16 protein-coding genes are annotated in these 20,210 nt (G+C 71.4%); 11 read left to right on the top strand and 5 right to left on the bottom strand.

The window, feature by feature from the left end; genetic code table 11:
* Positions 1 to 29 precede the first annotated feature (29 nt).
* The 4 genes from AC07DF_RS17140 (at position 30) to AC07DF_RS17125 (ending at position 3,837) form a co-directional block, all read left to right on the top strand.
* Complete coding sequence (locus AC07DF_RS17140) at positions 30 to 899, top strand: ABC transporter permease (protein ID WP_478971439.1); 870 nt, start codon at positions 30 to 32, stop codon at positions 897 to 899.
* Complete coding sequence (locus tag AC07DF_RS17135) at positions 872 to 1,612, top strand: ABC transporter ATP-binding protein (RefSeq protein ID WP_454358789.1); 741 nt, start codon at positions 872 to 874, stop codon at positions 1,610 to 1,612. The genes AC07DF_RS17140 and AC07DF_RS17135 overlap by 28 nt, the downstream gene beginning before the upstream one ends.
* Before the next feature lie 54 nt (positions 1,613 to 1,666).
* Positions 1,667 to 2,695 (top strand): ABC transporter substrate-binding protein, encoded by a 1,029-nt coding sequence (locus AC07DF_RS17130; RefSeq protein ID WP_478971437.1) that lies wholly within the window; start codon positions 1,667 to 1,669, stop codon positions 2,693 to 2,695.
* Positions 2,696 to 2,760: 65 nt separating this feature from the next.
* Positions 2,761 to 3,837, top strand: coding sequence for an NAD(P)-binding domain-containing protein (locus AC07DF_RS17125; RefSeq protein ID WP_478971435.1), 1,077 nt, complete (start codon positions 2,761 to 2,763; stop codon positions 3,835 to 3,837).
* A gap of 33 nt (positions 3,838 to 3,870) precedes the next feature.
* Here AC07DF_RS17125 and mltG read toward each other — a convergent pair whose 3' ends face one another.
* Both mltG and AC07DF_RS17115 read right to left on the bottom strand, forming a co-directional pair.
* Positions 3,871 to 4,749 carry an endolytic transglycosylase MltG gene (mltG, locus tag AC07DF_RS17120; RefSeq protein ID WP_478971433.1) on the bottom strand — a complete coding sequence of 293 codons (879 nt, stop codon included), beginning with the start codon at positions 4,747 to 4,749 and terminating at the stop codon, positions 3,871 to 3,873.
* A gap of 43 nt (positions 4,750 to 4,792) precedes the next feature.
* Complete coding sequence (locus AC07DF_RS17115) at positions 4,793 to 6,595, bottom strand: ABC transporter ATP-binding protein (RefSeq protein ID WP_478972706.1); 1,803 nt, start codon at positions 6,593 to 6,595, stop codon at positions 4,793 to 4,795.
* A 105-nt stretch (positions 6,596 to 6,700) separates the two neighbouring features.
* Here AC07DF_RS17115 and AC07DF_RS17110 point away from each other — a divergent pair, with 105 nt between their 5' ends.
* Entirely contained in the window at positions 6,701 to 7,150 is a 450-nt protein-coding gene (locus AC07DF_RS17110) for a MarR family winged helix-turn-helix transcriptional regulator (protein WP_399016003.1), read from the top strand.
* A gap of 388 nt (positions 7,151 to 7,538) precedes the next feature.
* Here AC07DF_RS17110 and AC07DF_RS17105 read toward each other — a convergent pair whose 3' ends face one another.
* Together AC07DF_RS17105 and AC07DF_RS17100 are read right to left on the bottom strand one after the other, a co-directional pair.
* Positions 7,539 to 8,975, bottom strand: a complete 1,437-nt coding sequence (locus AC07DF_RS17105; RefSeq protein ID WP_478971431.1) for a cation:dicarboxylate symporter family transporter — start codon at positions 8,973 to 8,975, stop codon at positions 7,539 to 7,541.
* A gap of 175 nt (positions 8,976 to 9,150) precedes the next feature.
* Positions 9,151 to 10,746 carry a peptide-N4-asparagine amidase gene (locus AC07DF_RS17100; protein WP_478971429.1) on the bottom strand — a complete coding sequence of 532 codons (1,596 nt, stop codon included), beginning with the start codon at positions 10,744 to 10,746 and terminating at the stop codon, positions 9,151 to 9,153.
* A gap of 210 nt (positions 10,747 to 10,956) precedes the next feature.
* Here AC07DF_RS17100 and AC07DF_RS17095 point away from each other — a divergent pair, with 210 nt between their 5' ends.
* The 4 genes from AC07DF_RS17095 to AC07DF_RS17080 all read left to right on the top strand — a co-directional run bounded on the left by AC07DF_RS17095 (position 10,957) and on the right by AC07DF_RS17080 (position 15,819).
* Complete coding sequence (locus AC07DF_RS17095) at positions 10,957 to 12,762, top strand: ABC transporter ATP-binding protein (protein ID WP_478971427.1); 1,806 nt, start codon at positions 10,957 to 10,959, stop codon at positions 12,760 to 12,762.
* Positions 12,759 to 14,540 carry an ABC transporter ATP-binding protein gene (locus AC07DF_RS17090; RefSeq protein ID WP_478971425.1) on the top strand — a complete coding sequence of 594 codons (1,782 nt, stop codon included), beginning with the start codon at positions 12,759 to 12,761 and terminating at the stop codon, positions 14,538 to 14,540. The genes AC07DF_RS17095 and AC07DF_RS17090 overlap by 4 nt, the downstream gene beginning before the upstream one ends.
* A gap of 528 nt (positions 14,541 to 15,068) precedes the next feature.
* Entirely contained in the window at positions 15,069 to 15,539 is a 471-nt protein-coding gene (locus AC07DF_RS17085) for a DUF5709 domain-containing protein (RefSeq protein WP_478971423.1), read from the top strand.
* A 34-nt stretch (positions 15,540 to 15,573) separates the two neighbouring features.
* On the top strand, positions 15,574 to 15,819 hold the full coding sequence (locus tag AC07DF_RS17080) for a type B 50S ribosomal protein L31 (RefSeq protein ID WP_189724340.1): 246 nt from the start codon (positions 15,574 to 15,576) through the stop codon (positions 15,817 to 15,819).
* A 25-nt stretch (positions 15,820 to 15,844) separates the two neighbouring features.
* Here AC07DF_RS17080 and AC07DF_RS17075 read toward each other — a convergent pair whose 3' ends face one another.
* Positions 15,845 to 16,639: a metal-dependent hydrolase gene (locus AC07DF_RS17075; protein WP_478971420.1), complete on the bottom strand. Its 795-nt coding sequence runs from the start codon at positions 16,637 to 16,639 to the stop codon at positions 15,845 to 15,847.
* A 145-nt stretch (positions 16,640 to 16,784) separates the two neighbouring features.
* Between AC07DF_RS17075 and AC07DF_RS17070 the strand changes: the two genes are divergently transcribed.
* Together AC07DF_RS17070 and AC07DF_RS17065 are read left to right on the top strand one after the other, a co-directional pair.
* A complete protein-coding gene (locus AC07DF_RS17070; protein WP_478971418.1) occupies positions 16,785 to 19,298 on the top strand; it encodes a DEAD/DEAH box helicase in 2,514 nt (837 codons plus the stop codon).
* A 37-nt stretch (positions 19,299 to 19,335) separates the two neighbouring features.
* The gene (locus AC07DF_RS17065) at positions 19,336 to 20,208 is read left to right on the top strand and encodes an acyl-CoA thioesterase (protein ID WP_478971416.1); all 873 of its coding nucleotides are present in this window, start codon (positions 19,336 to 19,338) and stop codon (positions 20,206 to 20,208) included.
* Positions 20,209 to 20,210: the final 2 nt, after the last annotated feature.

Below are 20,210 nucleotides of genomic sequence, written 5' to 3'. Positions count from 1 at the left end.
GCCCTCGCTCTCCCCCTGTGGAGCCCCTCATGAGCATCAGCCATGCCCCGCCGAGGTCATCGGCACCCGATATTTCGCTCGAATCGGCATCCGCTCCCGACCTCGAGCCCCTCGTCCCCACCTCCTCCCGTCGCACCCGCGTCCCGCGCTGGGTGCGCCGCACCACCGGCCCGGTCCTGCTGCTGGTGTTGTGGCAACTCCTCAGCACCACGGGCGCGTTGCCGCCGGACGTGCTCGCCTCGCCCGGCCGTATCGCCCAGGTCGGCGGAGACATGGTCGCCGACGGTTCGCTGCCCGCGGCCATGGGCACCTCACTCCAGCGGGTCGCGGGCGGGCTGCTGTTCGGCCTGTTCGTCGGCACCGGACTCGCCCTGCTCTCCGGCCTGTTCAGGATCGGCGAGGATTTGGTGGACGCGCCCGTGCAGATGTTGCGGACGGTGCCGTTCGTGGGGCTCATCCCGCTGTTCATCATCTGGTTCGGCATCGGCGAGGCCCCCAAGGTCGCCATCATCACGCTCGGCGTGACCTTCCCGCTCTACCTCAACGTCTACGCCGGAATCCGTGGTGTGGACGCCCAGTTGATCGAGGCCGGTGAGTCCCTCGGACTGTCACGGTGGGGTCTGGTACGGCATGTCGTGCTGCCGGGTGCGCTGCCGAGCGCGATGACCGGCCTGCGCTACTCGCTCGGCATCGCCTGGCTCGCGCTGGTCTTCGCCGAGCAGGTCAACGCCGACTCCGGCATCGGGTTCCTCATGGTGCAGGCGCGGGACTTCCTGCGGACCGACGTGATCGTGGTCTGCCTGGTCGTCTACGCCTTCCTCGGCCTGCTGGCCGACTTCATCGTCCGCTCCCTCGAAAGGCTGCTGCTGCAATGGCGACCGACGTTCACCGGCCGGTGACCCCCCTGGCGGTCCACGTCGACGGGCTCACCCGCTCCTTCGACGGCCGTGCCGTCATCGACGACCTGCGCCTTGACGTCCGGCCGGGCGAGTTCGTGGCCCTGCTCGGCCGCAGCGGCTGCGGCAAGTCGACGCTGCTGCGCATCCTCGCCGGGCTCGACCGCGACATCGAGGGCAGCGTCCTGGTGCCGCGCCGCAAGGCCGTCGCCTTCCAGGCACCGCGGCTGATGCCGTGGAAGAAGGTGTGGCGCAACGTCCTGCTCGGCCTGCCGGGCAAGCCCGAACGGTCCGTCGCCGAGCAGGCCCTCGACGAGGTCGGCCTCGGTCACCGCTCGGACGCCTGGCCCAAGACCCTCTCCGGTGGCGAGGCCCAACGCGCCTCCCTGGCCAGGGCGCTGGTGCGCGAGCCCGATCTGCTGCTGCTCGACGAGCCGTTCGGCGCGCTCGACGCGCTCACCCGCATCAAGGCCCAGCGGCTGGTAGGCGAGTTGTGGCAGCGCCGGGGGTGCGCGGTGCTCCTCGTCACCCATGACGTGGAGGAGGCCGTCCTGCTCGCCGACCGCGTGCTGGTGATGGACAACGGCGTCATCGCCCACGAGCAGCACATCGACCTCGACCGTCCCCGCGACATCGCCGACCCGCGCTTCGCCGCGCTGCGCGCCGGACTCCTCGAACGCCTGGGCGTCGAGGCGACGGCCGCCGAAGCCGCCTGACCCGCCCCGCGCACTTCACGTACGACACGTACGACCCACACGAACGGAACCGCCATGCGACGAAGCCTCGTCCCCGCCGCCCTGCTCCTCCCCCTCGCCCTCCTGCTCACCGCCTGCGGCGGGAACTCGGCCGCCGGTACGTCGGACGGCGGCACCGACGGCCAGGGTGACGTCACGATCAACGTCGGTGACCAGAAGGGCGGTTCGGAGGCCATCCTGCGGGCCGCCGGGGAGCTGGAGAACCTCGACTACAAGATCAAGTGGTCGACGTTCACCTCCGGACCGCCCCTGCTGGAGGCCGTCAACGCCAAGGCCGTCGACATCGGCGGAGTGGGCAACACCCCGCCGGTGTTCGCGGCCGGGGCTGGTTCGAAGATCAAGGTCGTCGCCGCGTGGCACGGCACCTCCAAGGGCGACACGATCCTCGTGCCGACCGACTCGTCCCTGAAGAACCCCGCGCAGCTCAAGGGCAAGTCGGTCGCCGTCGCCCAGGGGTCCTCCGCGAACTACCAGCTGGTCGCGTCGCTGAGGAAGGTGGGGCTGAAGCTGAGCGACGTCAAGGTCAAGTACCTCCAGCCGGCCGACGCGCTCGCCGCGTTCACCGCCGGCAAGGTCGACGCGTGGGCGGTGTGGGACCCGTACACCTCACAGGTGCTCAAGGCCGAGCAGGGCCGCGTGCTGACCGACGGCGAAGGCGTGACCAACGGCCTCACCTTCCAGGTGGCGGCACCGGACGCGCTGGAGGACAGGAAGAAGGCCGCCGCCGTGAAGGACTACCTGGAGCGGCTGCGGCGCGCCTACCGGTGGGTGTACGACCACGAGGAGGAGTGGGCGAAGGTCTGGGCGAAGGACACCGGGCTCCCCGAGGGCGTGGCACTGGCGGCGGTGAAGCGCACCTACACCACGCGGGTCGAGGTCGCCGTCGACAAGCCGCTGATCGCCTCCGAGCAGGAGATCGCCGACACGTTCACGGCGCTGAAGCTCATCCCGCGCAAGGTCGACTTCGCCGACTTCACCGACACCCGGTTCAACGGCGGCCTGCCGCCGTCGACCACCACGCCCCGGCCGTCGGAGGGCTCGTGACGGACGCGGTATGACATGGCCGGCCGGGCGGGAAGATCCTTGCCCCCGGGCCGGTTGGTAGAAGCGTGAACAACACACGCGAGGTCGAGGTGGTCGTCGTAGGCGCCGGTCAGGCCGGTCTGGCCGGTGCCTATCACCTGCGGCGGGCCGGTTTCGAGCCGGACCGCGACTTCGCCTTGCTGGACCACTCCCCCGGGCCCGGTGGCGCCTGGCAGTTCCGCTGGCCGTCGCTGACGTACGGCAAGGTGCACGGCATGCACGCGCTGCCGGGGATGGAACTCACCGGCGCGGACCCTGCGCGGCCGTCCGCCGAGGTGATCAGCGACTACTTCGACCGCTATGAGCGGACCTTCGACCTGCGGGTGCGGCGCCCGGTCGACGTACGGGCCGTGCGTGAGGGCCCCGGCGGGCGGCTGCTCGTGGAGACCTCGGACGGCGTGTGGTCGACGCGGGCGCTGATCAACGCGACGGGCACCTGGGACCGGCCGTTCTGGCCGCGTTATCCGGGCCAGGAGACCTTCCGGGGACGGCAGCTGCACACGGCGCGGTACCCCGGGCCCGAGGCGTTCGCCGGGCAGCGGGTCGTCGTGGTGGGCGGCGGAGCCTCGGGTACCCAGCATCTGCTGGAGATCGCCGCGTACGCCGCGTCCACCACGTGGGTGACGCGGCGCCCGCCGGTCTTCCGTGAAGGGCCCTTCGACGAGAACGCGGGCCGGGCGGCGGTCGCACTGGTCGAGGAGCGGGTCCGGCAGGGGCTGCCGCCCAGGAGCGTCGTCTCCGTCACCGGGCTGCCGCTCAACGACGCGATCCGGCAGGGCATCGAGGACGGGGTCCTCGACCGGCAGCCGATGTTCGACCGCCTCACGCCCACCGGGGTGGACTGGAAGGACGGCCGGCACGTCGATGCCGACGTCATCCTCTGGGCCACCGGCTTCCGGCCCGCCGTCGACCACCTCGCCCCGCTGCGGCTGCGCGAGCCGGGCGGTGGAATCCGCGTCGAGGGCACGCGCGCGGTCGCCGACCCACGGATCCACCTCGTCGGCTACGGACCGTCGGCCAGCACGATCGGGGCCAACCGGGCCGGTCGGGCGGCCGTACGGGACATCAGGCGACTGCTGACGCTCGAGCCGGCGGCGGCGTGACGACAACGTGACGTGCCGTCTGCTGCGGGCCGTCTACGGCTGATCGGGCAGTTCCCCGCGCCCCTGAGTGACCGTCGCCGTGCCCGTGCTCTTCCTCTGGGCGTTGAACTCCGCGACATTACGCTGGTGTTCCGCGTAGTCCGCGGTGAAGCGGGTGTCGCCCGGCCGGACCGTGACGAAGTACAGCCAGTCGCCCGGGGGCGGGTTGACGGCGGCGCGCATCGCCTCCTCGCCCGGGTTGGCGATGGGTGTGGGCGGCAGGCCCATGCGCTGGTACGTGTTGTAGGGATGGTCGATCCGGGTGTCGCTCTCCGTCGTCCGCAGGGTGGAGCGGCCCAGCGCGTAGTTGACGGTGGAGTCCATCTGGAGCGGCATACCTCGCTCGAGGCGGTTGAAGACGACCCGGGCCACCTTGCCCATGTCGGGCGTGGTGGCCGCCTCCGCCTGGACGATGCTCGCGATGGTGACGGCCTGGTAGACGTTCATCGCGTTGCGCTGCGCCCCCGCGGCGATCGGCGCGCCGTTGAACTTCTCGTTCGCGGTGTCGACCATCCGCGCCAGGATCTTCTCCGGCTCGGCCTTCCAGGGGAGCGGATAGGTCGCCGGGAAGAGGTAGCCCTCCGGGTTGCCGTGGGCGTCGTCCGGCAGTTTCGCGGCGACCTTCGTGACGGACTTCTTCGCGCTGCCGGCGGGCAGGGCGAGGGCCTTGTCGACGGCGGCGTAGACCTGGCTCGCGCGCCAGCCCTCCGGGATGACCAGGGTCGCGGTCCGGCCGCCGCCGTCCCCGGGCCCAAGAATCAGCAGCGGCACCGCCACGGCGGTGCCGACCAGGACGGCTCCGGTCGCGACGAGGACGATACGGCCCCGGCGCGTCAGTCGCACGGTGCTCCGTGGCGGAGTGTTCGTCTGCATGCGGGCACGGTAACCCGCATTTCGTCACAAACCTGGCATATCTTCAGCTTGTCGGTTCCAGTTGGGCATCCCGGCGTACGAGCGCCGCGTACCGCCCGTCCCGTTCCAGGAGTTCCTCGTGCGTGCCGCGTTCGACGGCGCGCCCCGAGTCGAGGACCACGATCTGGTCGGCACGGCGGACCGTGGACAGCCGGTGGGCGATGGTGAGTGTGGTGCGGTCGGCCGACAGGGCGTCGATGGCCTGCTGGACGGCGGCCTCGGTCCGGGTGTCCAGGGCGCTGGTGGCCTCGTCGAGGATGAGGACCGGCGGGTCGCGCAGAATCGTGCGCGCGATGGCCAGGCGCTGCTTCTCGCCGCCGGAGAAGCGGTGGCCGCGCTCGCCCACGACGGTGTCGTAGCCGTCGGGCAGGGACGCGATGTGGTCGTGGATCTGCGCCGCCTTCGCCGCCCGGTACAGCTCCTCATCCGTGGCGTCGGGCCTGGCGAAGCGCAGATTGTCGGCGACCGAGGCGTGGAAGAGGTACGTCTCCTGCGAGACGACGCCGACCGCGCGCGCCAGGGTGTCGAAGTCAAGGTCGCGGACGTCGACCCCGTCGAGGGTGACGCGGCCGCCGGTGACGTCGTAGAGACGGGGCACCAGATAGCCCAGCGTGGACTTGCCGGCGCCGGTGGAGCCGACGAGGGCGAGGCTGCTGCCCGCCGGGACGGTGAGGTCGATGCCGTCGAGGACCGGGCCGCCCTTGTCGTCGTAGCCGAAGGAGACGTTCTCGAAGCGGACCTCGCCCTTGACCCGGTCGAGGCGGACCGGGTCCGGGCGCTCGGTGATGTCGACGGGCAGGTCGAGGTACTCGAAGATGCGCTGGAAGAGGGCCAGCGAGGTCTGGATCTGCACACCGGTCGACAGCAGGCTCACGGCCGGGCGGAACAGGCCCTGCTGGAGCGAGACGAAGGCGACGATCGTGCCGATGGAGACCTCGGGGCCGCCCAGTTGGAGGGCCATGCCCGCGGTCCAGTAGATGACGGCGGGCAGGGCGGCCATCACGATCGTGATCACGGCCATGCGCCAGCGGCCGGCCATGTTCGATCGCACCTCGAGGTCGACGAGCGCCTCGGACTCGTCGGCGAAGGACTTCGTCAGGGAGTCGGAGCGGCCCATCGTGCGGCCGAGCAGGATGCCGCTGACGGAGAGCGACTCGGTGACCGTGGCGGCCATGGTGGCCATCTGCTTCTGGCGCTGGGTGGTGATCCTGCGGCGCTCCTTGCCGACGCGGCGGCTGATCCACACGAACACCGGCAGCAACAGCAGTGAGACGACGGTCAGGCGCCAGTCGAGGGCGATCATCGCGACGATCGTCGCGATGACGCTGGTCAGGTTGGAGACCAGGGAGGTCGCGGTGGAGGTGACGGTGGCCTGCATGCCGCCGATGTCGTTGGCGATGCGGGACTGCACCTCGCCGGTGCGGGTGCGCGTGAAGAACGCGAGGGACATGCGCTGGAGCCGGCCGTAGACGGCGGTGCGCAGGTCGTGCATGACGCGCTGGCCGACCGTCGTGGAGATCAGGGTCTGCAGCACGCCGAAGACGCTGGTGAGCACGGCGCTGAGGATCATGCCGAGGGCGAGCAGGCTGAGCAGGCCGGTGCGCCCCTCGGGGATCGCGACGTCGAGGATCTCCTTCAGCATGAAGGGCGTGGCGACCGAGACCAGCGAGGCGGCGCCGACGAGCAGGCCGACGATCGCGAGGCGGCCTCGGTAGGGGCGGAAGAGTCTGAGGATGCGGCGGACCTGCCGGGGCTGTTCCTTCGAGCCGTCGGGTGGGGTCCACGGCGTTTCGTGGTCGGGAGGCATGGGCTCCTTCGAGAGCGGTTCGGCACCGGCGGTCGCCGGGCGGGTCGGATCGTAGCTCATTGTTACCTATACTCACAATGAACTGCATCCTGATATTGTTCCCGTATGACCACGCCCGATCCCGACGGTCTGCTCGCCGAGCAGTTGCTGCGGCTCACCCGCCGGGTCCATCGCATCCAGAAGCGCCATCTGGAGCAGCGCGACCTCGGCATCACCCCGGCCCAGTCCCGGCTGCTGCGCACCCTCGCGCACTGGGGATCGCCGCCGCGCATGGCCGATCTGGCCGAGCGCCTCGAGGTGGTGCCCCGCGCCGTGACGACGCTGGTCGACGGGCTGGAGGCGAGCGGAAAGGTGCGGCGGGTCCCGGACCCGGCGAACCGGCGGGTGATCCGCATCGAGCTCACGGACGACGGGCGGGGCGCGCTGCGCGAACTGAGGGCCGCGCGCAGGTCGGCCGCGGAGGAGATCCTCGCACCACTGGCGGAGGATCAGCGTGCGGCGCTCGGGGGGCTGCTGGACACGTTGATCGACGGGGAGCCGGTTCGGCGGTGCTGAGGGCTTCGCCGATCAACGGGGAGATGGCGCGGCGGGGCTGAGAGCCACACCCGATTGGCCGGGCACCGGCCCGACGGCCCCGAGAGCCACACCCGATCAGCCGGGCGCCGACCCGACGGCCCCGAGAGCCACACCCGATCAGCCGGGCGCCGACCCGACGGCCCCGAGAGCCACACCGGCCAAGCGGGCGTTCGCCCGGCGGCGGGGCAAACCTCACCGATCAAGCGGGAGTCAGCCCCGGCGATGGCGAGAGCTCGGCCTGGCGGGGAGGAACCGGCAGTGGGCGGTGCTGAGGGCGCTGAAGGCCGGTAGCAGCCCGGGGACGCGAAACGGGCCGCGGGCGCCGCTCGTACTGCTGGAGCGGTGGCCGCGGCCCGTTCTGTTTCGGTCAACCGACCTCGGGGGCGGGTTCCTTGGGCTTCTGGGTGGGGATGGCCGATGCCGGGGTTTCGGCCGTCGTCGGCTCGACCGCCGGGGCTTCGGCGCCTACACCCTTCCCGCCGTCACCCTCGTCGCCGTCCTCGGGCGGAGCCGTACCGTGCCCGTCGAGCGTCTTCTTCGCCCGGTCGATGTCCAGGGCCCCCTCCCAGCGGGACACCGCGAACACGGCGACGCAGTTGCCGAGCAGGTTGGTGACGACGCGCATCGAGTCCATGATGCGGTCCACGCCGAGCAGCAGAGCGACCGCTCCGGCCGGAATCGCGCCCAGGGAAGAGGCGGTCGCGGACAGGGCGAGGAACGCCGAACCGGGGATGCCCGCCATGCCCTTGCTGGTCAGCATCAGCACCAGCACCACGGTGACCTGCTGACCCAGGGTCAGGTCCACGCCCACCGCCTGGGCGATGAACAGCGTGCCGATGGACAGGTAGAGCGAGGCGCCGTCGAGGTTGAAGGAGTAGCCCGTGGGCAGCACCAGACCCACGGCGTCGTCACGGGCGCCGGCCCGCCGCAGCTTCTGCATCACCCTCGGCATGACCGCCTCGGTGGACGCGGTACCGAGCGCGAGCAGCATCTCCTCACGGATGTAGCGCAGGAACTTCCACAGGCTGAGCCCGGTCACCAGGCGCAGCGCGACGGCGAGCAGCACGATGAACAACGCCGCCGCCACATAGCAGAGCACGATGAGCTTGGCGTACGTCTTCATCACGCCCAGCCCGTAGTTGCCGACGAGGTGGGCCATCGCACCGAACACCGCGATCGGCGCCAGTCGCATGATGAAGCCGACGACCGCGAAGATGACGTCCTGCGCCTGGTCGATCGCGGGCAGGATCTTCGGCACCTTGGTGTGCCCGAGGTGCAGCAGGGCGGCGCCCACCAGACAGGCCAGGATCAGGACCTGGAGCAGTTCGTTCTCGGCGAAGGCGCCGACGAAACTCTCGGGCAGCGCGTGGAGGAGGAACTCGGTCGTCGAGGGCAGATGCTCGCCGCCGGTCGTCTTCTCCACGGCGGAGGCGTCCAGCGAGGCGGGGTCGACGTTCATACCCTTGCCGGGCCCGACGAGGTTGGCGGCGAGGAGACCGATGACCAGGGCGACCGTGGAGGCGATCTCGAACCAGATCAGGGCCTTGACCCCGATCCGGCCGAAAGCCTTCAGGTCACCGGCCTTGGCGATGCCTACGACGACCACGCAGAACACCAGCGGCGAGATCACGGTCTTGATGAGGCGGGTGAAACCGTCGCCGAGCGGCTGGAGAGCCGTGGCCGTGTCCGGCCACAGCTTTCCGACGACGATTCCGAGAACGAGCGCGCAGAGAACCTGCGCGAAGAGTGAGGTACGCAGTGTGCGTGCGACACGTCGCGGCAGAGACGGTACGGACGGTGGCACGAGGCCTCCTTGGGGGACGGGCTACACAGAGGCCGGAGGGGACTTCTGCGATACGGAAAGTTGCTTCCGTAACCGAACACTCTGGAGGCTGTCTTGATCGCGCACAAGACCGCAATGTTTCGGACACGTAAAAGTGGCCTAAGTGACGCATGTCACACTGGCCACACCGCTCCCCTCAGCAGCGCTCGCGATCGCCCGTGAGCACCCCCTGGGCCGTGGTCAGGGTGCGGTCGTAGCAGCCGTGCGAGCCGTACAACCGGTAGCGCTCGCTCGTGGTGCCGACCGCGTGCCGCTGGTCGCGGGGCACGTTCGCCGTGTAGGTCGCGTCGCCCGTGTAGGAGTCGTCGAGCCGCGCCCAGGAGGTCCGCCGGCCGCCCCGCGACTCGACGGTCGTGGCGCGGTCGCCGAGGGTCAGCACGGTGCGCAGCCGGTCGCCCGCCCCGAGGGTGGTCGTGCCGTCCATCGTGTAGACGCGGTGCGTTCGTGAACTGCGGGCCGGTCCGCGCCCGTCGACGGTCACCGACTCGTCGTCGGTCCAGACGGCCTCGAGCCCGTCGCGCGTCTCGCCGTCGGTCCAGCGGTGCCCGGAGGTGTGGGCGAGCGAGCGGCCGACGGTCGTCGTGACGCGGCCGTGCGAGGTGTCCACGTAACCGGCGACGGTCAGCCGGTGCGCGCTCTCGGTGTCCACCCGGTGCTCCGGGCCGGGCGTGTAGTCCGAGGAGTCGGCGAGGTCGCCCTCCCGGTGCACGGTGAGCTTCCCGGTGACGTGGGTGCGCCCCTCGTCCTGCCAGACGAGGACGTTCACCGGAGTGCTCCAGCCGGCCTGCCCCTCCGGCACGCCGACGACCGAGACCTCGACGCGGTGCGGCCGGCCGTCGTTGAGGAGGCCGGCGAAGGGGGTGAGGTCGTAGGTGATCGGCTTGATGTCGAAGGCGCGCGGGCCCGGGGTCACGTACCAGAGGAACGGGTTGGACCAGCCGCCGGTCCACACGGTCGGGAACGGCGTGGCGATGCCCGCGAGCCGGCCGTCCACGCGGATCTGCACCTCCCGGTAGGGGCCCCGGCCCGCCTTGCAGGAGTACGGCGCGGGATCGGGCACCGACAGATACCAGTACTCCTCGCAGCCGCCGCCCGAGCCGGTGGCGTACACCTCGGCGACGATGCGTTCGCTGTTGCGCGGGGTGGTGAGGGCGGAGTCGCCGTCGAGCGTGAGGACCCGGTCGGGGCTCTTTCCGTCCGGGCGGCCCTGGTAGAAGGTCAGCGTGACCTTGACGTCGAGGACGCCGGTGTAGGTGTCGTCCACGACGTTGCCGATGAGCATCTCGACGTCCTGGCCCCCGCGGAAGGTGTCGCTGTAGCGCGTGACGTCCTTCTCCACGGACCACTCGATGCCGTCCGGCGAGGGCTGCGGCGTCGACGTACGGAAGATCTCCACTCCGCCGACGTGCAGATAGCCCAGCCGGTCGTACTGGCGCCCCTTGACCTTCCCGTCGAGCCGCAGCACCACCTTGCTCCAGCGGTCACCGCAGTCGCCGGGCGGGGTGTACGTGCCCCGGTACGGGGTGAAGTCGCGGAACTGGGCCTGGGCGACGGTGACTTCACAGGACCTTCCCGCCGGCCTGCCGACGGGCGGAGCGGCGGTGACCGGGTCGTGCCAGTCGGTGCCGAACTCGGCGGGGCCGTCGGCCGCCCGGGCGGGACCGGCTCCGAGGAGGGTGCTCGCCAGGAGGGTCGCCCCCGCAAGCATGGACATGGCTATCCGTCTCTTCATGGCCGGTGTTCTACGGGGAGTCCGCCGCCTCCGCAATGAGCAACCGCCCGTCGAGGCAGCGCTGTTCCCACCCCTGTCGGCCGGTTCCCGTCGGTGGAGGGCGCGCGCAGCGGAAAACCGGTTGCCTCCGACCACGCCGCGACGCGAACCTGTCACGGTTTGCTGCCATCGGCCGAACCCCCATCCCCTGACACGAGCCACTGGGACGTCATGCAGATTCAAGACCTTCCCTACGCCGACCCCGGCGTACCGGACGCGCGTTCGGGTCCCCGATTCCTGTGGTGGCTCTTCCGGAATCAGCTGGGCGGACAGCTCAGGTCGCTGGCCTGGGGGCTACTGCACTTCGCCTCCGTCGCCGCGCTGCCGTTCTGCGTCGGTGTCGCCGTGCAGGCCGTCGTCGACCGCTCCGGGGAGCGGCTCGCCCTGGCGGGGGGTCTGCTGGCGCTGGCCTGCGTCGGCAACGCCGTCGGCGACACCTTCCTGCACCGCACCGCCATCACCAACTGGATCACGGCGGCCGCCCGCGTCCAGCAGCTGCTCGCCCGCAAGGCCGCCCAGCTGGGCTCGGCGCTGACCCGGCGCGTCGCGGCCGGTGAGGTCGTCGCCGTGTCCACGGGTGACGTCGAGAAGATCGGCTGGTTCGTGGAGGCCTGGTCGCGGTTCACCGCGGCCCTGGTCACCATCGTGCTGGTCTGCGTCGGCCTGGTCGTCTACCAGCCCGCGCTCGGCGTGGTCGTGGCCGTGGGCCTGCCCGTGCTGGCACTGGCCGTGCTGCCCCTGCTGCCGCGCGCCACCCGGCGGGCCGACACCCAGCGCGAGAAGGCCGGACGCGCCACCGAACTCGCCTCGGACACCGTCGCCGGTCTGCGCGTGCTGCGCGGCATCGGCGGCGAGGAGTTGTTCCTCGACCGCTACCGCAGCGCCTCCCAGGAGGTCCGGCACGCGGCCGTGCGCAGCGCCCGGATGTGGTCCCTGATCTCCGCGATCCAGGTCCTGCTGCCCGGACTGCTGCTCATCGCGGTCGTCTGGCACGGCGTGCAGCTGGCCCGCCAGGGCCGGATCACCGTCGGCGAACTGGTCACCGTCTACAGCTCGGTGATGGTCCTCACCTATCCGCTGCGGCACTTCGAGGAGATCGCCATGGCGTACTCCTTCTCACGGCCCTCCGCCAAGCGGGCCGCGGGCGTGCTGTCGCTGGAGCGGGCCACGGACACCGCCGGGTCCCGCGCCGCCGAGGCCCCCTCCGGGGACCTGTACGACCCGGAGACCGGGCTGCTCGCGTCCACCGGCCGGCTCACCGCCGTGGTGTGCGGCGACCCGGACGCGGCGGGCCGGCTGGCGGAACGACTGGGCGGACACCCGTCGCAGGAGGGCACCGCGGTGCGGCTCGGAGGTGTGCCGCTCGACGAACTCCCGCTGGCCTCGGCCCGTGCGGCCGTCCTCGTCCAGGACAAGGATCCGGTGCTGCTCTCCGGCTCGCTGCGCGAACTGCTCGACGTACCCGCGTCCGGTGCCGTGAAGCCGCGGGAGGCGCTGGCGGCCGCGCAGTGCGACGACGTGCTGGCGGCGCTGGTGCAGGGCTCGCTGGACGCCGCCGACCCCATGGACGCCCGGATCACCGAACGCGGCCGGTCCCTGTCCGGCGGGCAGCGCCAGCGGCTCGCGCTCGCCCGGTCGCTGATCACGGACCCGGAGGTGCTGGTCCTGGACGAGCCGACCTCGGCCGTCGACTCGCACACCGAGGCACGGATCGCCCAGGGCGTGCGGGAGCTGCGCGCGGGGCGCACGACCGTGGTGTTCACCTCCTCCCCGTTGCTGCTGGACCGGGCCGACCGGGTCGTGTTCCTGCACGACGGCGAGGTCGCCGCGGTCGGCGCCCATCGCGAACTGGTGCGCACCGAGCCCCGCTACCGGGCGGTCGTCACCCGCGAGACCGAGGACGAGGCCGCCCTGAACGGTGAGGCCGACCTGACCGACGTACTGGCGGAACTGGAAGAGATCGAGGAGAAGGCATGATCGGCGTGGCGCCACCGGCGTACGACCCGGCTGCCCCGACGACGGCGAACACCCTGCCGGTCGGTGCCCCCACGACCGTCCGCGCCTACGCGGCCGAGCTGCTGCGCCGGCACCGCAGGGCGTTTCTGCTGCTGATCGCCGTCAACACGATCGCCGTCATCGCGTCGATGGCCGGTCCGTGGCTGCTGGGCGGGCTCGTGGAGCGGGTGTCCGACGGGACGGGGGACCTGCGGCTGGAACTGACGGCGGGGCTGTTCGTGGCCGCGCTCGCCGTCCACGCGGCGTTCGTCCGTGAGGTACGGCTGCGCGGCGCGATGCTCGGTGAGCGGATGCTGGCCGACCTGCGCGAGGACTTCCTCGTACGGTCGGTCGGGCTGCCGCCGGGCGTGCTGGAGCGGGCCGGGACCGGGGACCTGCTGTCGCGGATCACCACGGACATCGACCGGCTGGGCAACGCCATGCGCGAGGCCGTGCCGCAACTGTCGATCGGCGTGGTGTGGGTGGTGCTGCTGATGGGCGGGCTGGTGGTCACGGCGCCGCCGCTGGCGCTCGCCGTGCTGCTCGCCCTGCCGCTGCTGGTGGTCGGGTGCCGCTGGTACTTCCGGCGGGCGCCGGCCGCCTACCGCTCGGAGTCCGCCGGATACGCCGCGGTGGCCGCCGCGCTCGCCGAGACCGTGGACGCCGGCCGTACGGTCGAGGCGCACCGCCTCGGTGCCCGCCGGGTGGCGCTGTCCGAGCGGCGCATCAAGGAGTGGACGGCCTGGGAGCGCTACACGCTGTGGCTGCGGTCGGTGCTCTTCCCGGTCATCAACGTCACCCACGTGACCGTCCTCGCCTCGGTCCTGATGGTCGGCGGTGTGTTCGCCCTCCAGGGCTGGATCGACGTCGGCCAGCTCACGACGGGCGCGCTGATCGCCCAGATGCTCGTCGACCCGGTGGGCATGATCCTGCGCTGGTACGACGAGCTGCAGGTGGCCCAGGTGTCGCTGGCCCGGCTGGTCGGGGTCCGGGACATCGAACCGGAGGCCGGCGACTCCTCCGTCGTCCCCGATGGACGCCATGTGCGGGCCGACCGGGTGCACTTCGGCTATCTGGAAGGCGTGGACGTCCTGCGCAAGGTGTCCCTTGAGGTCTCCCCCGGCACCCGGCTGGCCCTGGTCGGGCCCTCGGGGGCGGGCAAGTCGACGCTGGGCCGGCTGCTCGCCGGGATCTACGCGCCCCGGGACGGCCGGATCACTCTGGGCGAGGCCGAGCTGTCCCGGATGCCGGCGGAACACGTCCGCGCCCATGTCGCCCTGGTCAACCAGGAGCACCACGTGTTCGTCGGCTCCCTGCGCGACAACCTCCGCCTCGCCCGGACCGACGCGGTCGACGCGGAGCTCTGGGCGGCGCTGGGCGCGGTCGACGCGGACGGCTGGGCCCAAGGGCTCGACGAGGGCCTGGACACCGAGGTCGGCTCCGGCGGCCTGGCGCTCACCCCGGCCCAGGCCCAGCAGATCGCGCTGGCCCGCCTGGTCCTCGCGGACCCGCACACCCTGGTCCTGGACGAGGCGACGTCCCTGCTCGACCCCCGGGCCGCCCGCCACCTGGAACGCTCCCTGGCCCGCGTCCTCGACGGCCGCACCGTCGTCGCCATCGCCCACCGCCTCCACACCGCCCACGACGCGGACGTCATCGCCGTCGTCGAGAACGGCCGGATCAGCGAACTGGGCAGCCACGACGACCTGGTCGCGGCGGACGGGGCGTACGCGGCGCTGTGGAGGTCCTGGCACGGCTGACCGGCCGCCGGGTCGGGCCGGCGAGGTGCTCCGGGCATACGGCGAACGCGGCCGGGCGAGCCGGGCCAGAGGGCCCGGGTGCACTGGTTGCGACCCGCTCGGCCCGCCGCCGGCACGGGTGACACACCAGCCGACCAGGTGCCGGAAAACGCCCTGCCCGAGGCCCTCTGGGCACGCGCCGGGCGGGCCAGGCCGTGTGCTCCTTGGCCGTCCCGGCGCTGCCGACTCGCAGATACCGGGACGGCCGAGGTCAGGCCGGGAGGCCAGGGGCGTCGGTCCGCAGGCTGGAGGACGCCCCCGTGGGCAGCGTCTGCGGCAGGCCGGAAGGTGCAGCGGCAAGGCCCGGCAGGGTTCCGTGGCGTTGCGCGGGGACGAGGCCGGGTGGAAGGCTGGAATCAGGCACCGGCTCGGGGAAACGCCCGGGAACCGAAGCGGTTCGGCGACGGGGCGGCGCCAGTGCTCCGTGCGGCGGAGGCCCGGCGCGGGCCCCGATGAGAACGGGCCCGTCCCCACCCCCTGGAGGTACCCGTGAACAGGTCCGACGGCTGGGGAGACGATGTCTACCAGCCGGATCAAGACGAGCAGAGGGAGGACACGGGACTGCTCGACGCCGAGGACACCCTGGTGGACGACGGCGTCGACGATCCCCTGGACCGGGGCTGGTCCCCTCCCGAGCGGCCCTGGGCCGTCGAGCATCTCGGTGTGACGGCGGCCGAGCGGCAGGCGGGCGAGACGCTGGACCAGCGGCTCGCCGAGGAGCTGCCGGACGCCGCCGCGCCCGACGGTGACGGTCTCGGGGACTGCCAGGGCACCGACGGGGAACTCCTGGACAACGAGGTCGGCGACGCCCGCTCCGGCCGGCTCGTGGCGCCCGACGAGGGAGCGCACGAGGACGAGGAGAGCGCGCTGGTCGCCATGGACGTGGGCATCGACGGCGCCGCGGCGTCGGCCGAGGAGGCCGCCGTGCACGTCGTCGACGAGGACACCCTGTCCGGCTGATCGCAGCACCGCCCGAGCGGCACGAGGAGCATCCATGCAGCAGGACAAGCACCCCGACTACCACCCCGTCGTCTTCCGCGACCGGACCGCCGGATACGCCTTCCTGACCCGGTCCACCGCGACCAGCGGCGAACGCATCGAGTGGGACGACGGTGAGACCTACCCGGTCGTGGACGTGGAGATATCCTCGGAGAGCCACCCCTTCTACACGGGCAAGGCCCGCACGGTGGACTCGGAGGGCCGGGTCGCCCGGTTCGAACGGCGGTACGGCGGCTCCTGACCCCGGCCGGGAAGCCCCGGAACGCTCAGATGACGTTCAGCGCCGCCGCGCAGCCCACCCCGCCCAGCAGCATGAACACCGGCATCAGCACCCTCAGCTCGACCCAGCTGCCCGCCCGGAACCGCAGGGCCTTCGGCGGCCCGAGCGGATACCAGCGCTTGCGCCCCACGGGTATGGGCCACAGGATCGGGCACCCGGACACGGTGAGCGCGTCCCCGATGTCGTGGACAATCGCCCCCAGCACGACCGGCAGCCCCAGCCACAGGTACTCCTGCCCCGGCGCCGTGAACAGCCAGTCCGCGCCGTTGCCCGGCTTGTCCAGGACCCCCGCGAGGATCCACGCCGTGGTCGCGGCCAGCAGCCACACCAGGACGTCACTGCTGGAGCCGCGCGCCGCCCGCCACAGCAGGCCCTCGATGGCCAGGACCAGGTGCACGAAGAGGATCGCCAGCACGCCCCACCGGTCACTGGAGATCGCCACGACCGAGGTGCCCGCACCGATCAGGACCGCCCACAGCCAGGTGTGCGTGAGCGTCCGGTGCCCGCCGGAGCGGCGCGGGTCGCCCTGCTTCTTCGTCGCCTTGTAGACGGCGTACGACAGCTTGTCCACGATCTCGCACAGCCAGCGCGACAGGGGTCCGAAGGACCGCGAGATGGTGGCGGCCTTGTGGTCGAGGTCGGGGGCGAGTGCGGCTCCGGCGCAGATCAGGGCTCCGACGAGGAGGACCGGCCAGGGCATCGGGCGCCCGGCGGCGGCGGCCGCCGCACCGACGCCGAGCCAGGCGGCCGCGCCCGACAGTGAGTGTGCTGGTCCCATCATGGCCGTTGCCCGCCCCATTCCTCGTGTGCCGCTGTCCAGTTGACCGGGTGCGCTGACGCGTCGTCGGCGACCCAGCGTAGCGTTGGTGATCTTCGGGCCAGAAGCCGATTCCCGCATCGGGCATCAGGCCAGGCAAGATGGGGGCGTGACCCTCATCGATCAGCTGCCGCGGACCCCCGACCCCGACGCCTTGTACGAAGCCTTCGAGTCGTGGGCCGGCGAGCGGGGTCTCACGCTCTATCCCCATCAGGAGGAGGCGCTGATCGAGGTGGTCTCCGGCGCGAACGTGATCGTGTCGACGCCCACCGGCTCCGGCAAGAGCATGATCGCGGCGGGTGCGCACTTCGCCGCGCTGGCCCGTGACGAGGTCACCTTCTACACGGCTCCGATCAAGGCGCTGGTGTCGGAGAAGTTCTTCGAACTGTGCAAGATCTTCGGCACGGAGAACGTCGGCATGCTGACCGGCGACGCGTCCGTGAACGCCGACGCCCCCGTGATTTGCTGCACCGCCGAGGTCCTGGCGTCGATCGCGCTGCGCGACGGCAAGGACGCGGACGTCGGCCAGGTCGTGATGGACGAGTTCCACTTCTACGCGGAGGGCGACCGCGGCTGGGCCTGGCAGATCCCGATCCTGGAACTGCCGCAGGCGCAGTTCGTGCTGATGTCGGCGACGCTGGGAGACGTCTCCTTCTTCGAGAAGGACCTCACCCGCCGCACCGGCCGCCCGACGGCGGTGGTCCGCTCGGCGACCCGCCCGGTGCCGCTGTCCTACGAGTACCGCTACACCCCGCTCACCGAGACGCTCACCGACCTGCTGGAGGCCCGGCAGGCGCCCGTCTACATCGTGCACTTCACACAGGCGCAGGCCGTGGAGCGGGCGCAGGCGCTGATGAGCATCAACATGTGCTCGCGTGCGGAGAAGGAGCAGATCGCCGAACTGATCGGCAACTTCCGCTTCACCACGAAGTTCGGCCGCAACCTCTCCCGTTACGTCCGGCACGGCATCGGTGTCCACCACGCGGGCATGCTGCCCAAGTACCGCCGTCTGGTGGAGAAGCTCGCGCAGGCCGGTCTGCTGAAGGTCATCTGCGGCACGGACACGCTCGGCGTGGGCGTCAACGTCCCCATCCGCACGGTGCTGTTCACCGCCCTCACCAAGTACGACGGCACCCGGGTACGCACCCTGCGGGCCCGTGAGTTCCACCAGATCGCGGGCCGTGCCGGGCGGGCCGGTTTCGACACGGAGGGCTTCGTCGTCGCGCAGGCGCCCGAGCACGTCGTCGAGAACGAGAAGGCACTCGCCAAGGCGGGCGACGATCCGAAGAAGCGCCGCAAGGTCGTCCGCAAGAAGGCGCCGGAGGGCTTCGTCGCCTGGTCGGAGCAGACCTTCGAGAAGCTCATCGGTTCCGAACCGGAGCCCCTGGCCTCCCGGTTCCGGGTGACGCACACGATGCTGCTGTCGGTGATCGCCCGCCCCGGCAACGCCTTCGAGGCGATGCGCCGCATGCTGGAGGACAACCACGAGCCGCGCAAGCAGCAGCTGCGGCACATCCGCCGGGCCATCGCGATCTACCGTTCGCTGCTGGACGGCGGCATCGTCGAGAAGCTCGACGAGCCGGACGCCACCGGCCGCGTCGTCCGCCTCACGGTCGACCTCCAGCAGGACTTCGCCCTCAACCAGCCGCTGTCCACGTTCGCGCTCGCCGCGTTCGAGCTGCTGGACCCCGAGTCCCCCTCGTACGCCCTCGACATGGTGTCCGTCGTGGAGTCGACGCTCGACGACCCGCGGCAGATCCTCGCCGCCCAGCAGAACAAGGCGCGCGGCGAGGCCGTCGCCGCCATGAAGGCCGACGGCGTGGAGTACGAGGAGCGCATGGAGCGCCTCCAGGACATCACGTACCCGAAGCCCCTGGAGGAGCTGCTCTTCCACGCGTACGACACCTACCGCAAGAGCCATCCCTGGGTCGGCGACCATCCGCTGTCGCCGAAGTCGGTCATCCGCGACATGTACGAACGGGCGATGTCCTTCACGGAGTTGGTGTCCCACTACGAGCTGGCCCGTACCGAGGGCATCGTGCTGCGCTACCTCGCCAGCGCCTTCAAGGCCCTCGACCACACCGTGCCGGACGACCTCAAGTCCGAGGATCTGGAAGACCTGATCGCGTGGCTCGGCGAGATGGTGCGCCAGGTCGACTCCAGCCTGCTGGACGAGTGGGAGCAGCTCGCCAACCCGGCGGAGATGACCGCCGAGGAGGCCCAGGAGAAGGCCGACGAGGTCAAGCCGGTAACCGCCAACGCGCGCGCCTTCCGCGTGCTGGTCCGCAACGCCATGTTCCGCCGTGTCGAGCTGGCCGCCCTCGACCAGGTCGAGGAGCTGGGCGAGATGGACGGGGAGTCCGGCTGGGACGCCGACGCCTGGGGCGAGGCGATGGACAAGTACTTCGACGAGTACGAGGACCTCGGCACCGGCCCCGACGCCCGCGGCCCCAAGCTGCTGCTCATCGAGGAGGAGCCGGAGAACGCCCTGTGGCGGGTCCGGCAGATCTTCCACGACCCGAACGGCGACCACGACTGGGGCATCAGCGCGGAGGTCGACCTGACCGCCTCCGACGCGGAGGGCCGCGCGGTCGTCCGCGTCACCGACGTCGGCCAGCTGTGAACGACCGGACCGCAGCGAGCACAGGAGAATCGCACCCATGACGACGAACCCGGCCGAGAGACTCGTCGACCTGCTCGACCTGGAGCAGATCGAGGTCAACATCTTCCGGGGCCGCAGCCCGCAGGAGTCCCTCCAGCGGGTCTTCGGCGGCCAGGTGGCGGGCCAGGCCCTGGTCGCCGCCGGCCGCACCACGGAGGGCGACCGCCCCGTGCACTCGCTGCACGCGTACTTCCTGCGCCCGGGCATCCCGGGTGTGCCGATCGTCTACCAGGTCGAGCGGGTGCGCGACGGGCGGTCGTTCACGACCCGCCGGGTCACGGCCGTCCAGCAGGGCCGCACGATCTTCAACCTCACCGCCTCCTTCCACAAGCCGGAGGAGGGCAGCTTCGAGCACCAGCTGCCGCCGGCCCGCTACGTTCCGAGCCCGGAGTCGCTCCCGACCGTCACGGACGAGATCCGGGAGCATCTGGGCGCGCTGCCCGAGCAGTTGGAGCGGATGGCCCGCCGCCAGCCCTTCGACATCCGCTATGTGGACCGGCTGCGCTGGACCGCCGAGGACGTCGAGGACTCCGAGCCGCGCAGCGCCGTGTGGATGCGCGCGGTGGGACCGCTGGGCGACGACCCGCTGGTCCACACCTGCGCCCTCACCTACGCCAGCGACATGACCCTCCTGGACGCCGTCCGCATCCCGGTCGAGCCGCTCTGGGGCCCGCGGGGCTTCGACATGGCGTCACTGGACCACGCGATGTGGTTCCACCGCCCGTTCCGCGCCGACGACTGGCTGCTGTACGACCAGGAGTCGCCGATCGCGGTCGGCGGCCGCGGTCTGGCCCGGGGCCGGATCTACGACCGTGAGGGCCGGCTGGTCGTCTCGGTCGTGCAGGAGGGGCTCTTCCGCAAGCTGGGCTGAAC

It is taken from the genome of Streptomyces sp. NPDC044719 (assembly GCF_056433405.1).
The sequence above is the reverse complement of the archived record's forward strand: the minus strand, read 5'-3'. Positions and strand labels throughout refer to the sequence as shown.

Bases quoted from the DNA above. Each gene is read 5' to 3' on its own strand.
- AC07DF_RS17095 (WP_478971427.1), top strand. From the start codon at position 10,957: ATGCAGATTCAAGACCTTCCCTACGCCGACCCCGGCGTACCGGACGCG.
- AC07DF_RS17140 (WP_478971439.1), top strand. From the start codon at position 30: ATGAGCATCAGCCATGCCCCGCCGAGGTCATCGGCACCCGATATTTCG.
- AC07DF_RS17130 (WP_478971437.1), top strand. From the start codon at position 1,667: ATGCGACGAAGCCTCGTCCCCGCCGCCCTGCTCCTCCCCCTCGCCCTC.
- AC07DF_RS17135 (WP_454358789.1), top strand. From the start codon at position 872: ATGGCGACCGACGTTCACCGGCCGGTGACCCCCCTGGCGGTCCACGTC.
- AC07DF_RS17090 (WP_478971425.1), top strand. From the start codon at position 12,759: ATGATCGGCGTGGCGCCACCGGCGTACGACCCGGCTGCCCCGACGACG.
- mltG (WP_478971433.1), bottom strand. From the start codon at position 4,749: ATGCAGACGAACACTCCGCCACGGAGCACCGTGCGACTGACGCGCCGG.
- AC07DF_RS17115 (WP_478972706.1), bottom strand. From the start codon at position 6,595: ATGCCTCCCGACCACGAAACGCCGTGGACCCCACCCGACGGCTCGAAG.
- AC07DF_RS17080 (WP_189724340.1), top strand. From the start codon at position 15,574: ATGCAGCAGGACAAGCACCCCGACTACCACCCCGTCGTCTTCCGCGAC.
- AC07DF_RS17065 (WP_478971416.1), top strand. From the start codon at position 19,336: ATGACGACGAACCCGGCCGAGAGACTCGTCGACCTGCTCGACCTGGAG.
- AC07DF_RS17100 (WP_478971429.1), bottom strand. From the start codon at position 10,746: ATGAAGAGACGGATAGCCATGTCCATGCTTGCGGGGGCGACCCTCCTG.
- AC07DF_RS17110 (WP_399016003.1), top strand. From the start codon at position 6,701: ATGACCACGCCCGATCCCGACGGTCTGCTCGCCGAGCAGTTGCTGCGG.
- AC07DF_RS17075 (WP_478971420.1), bottom strand. From the start codon at position 16,639: ATGATGGGACCAGCACACTCACTGTCGGGCGCGGCCGCCTGGCTCGGC.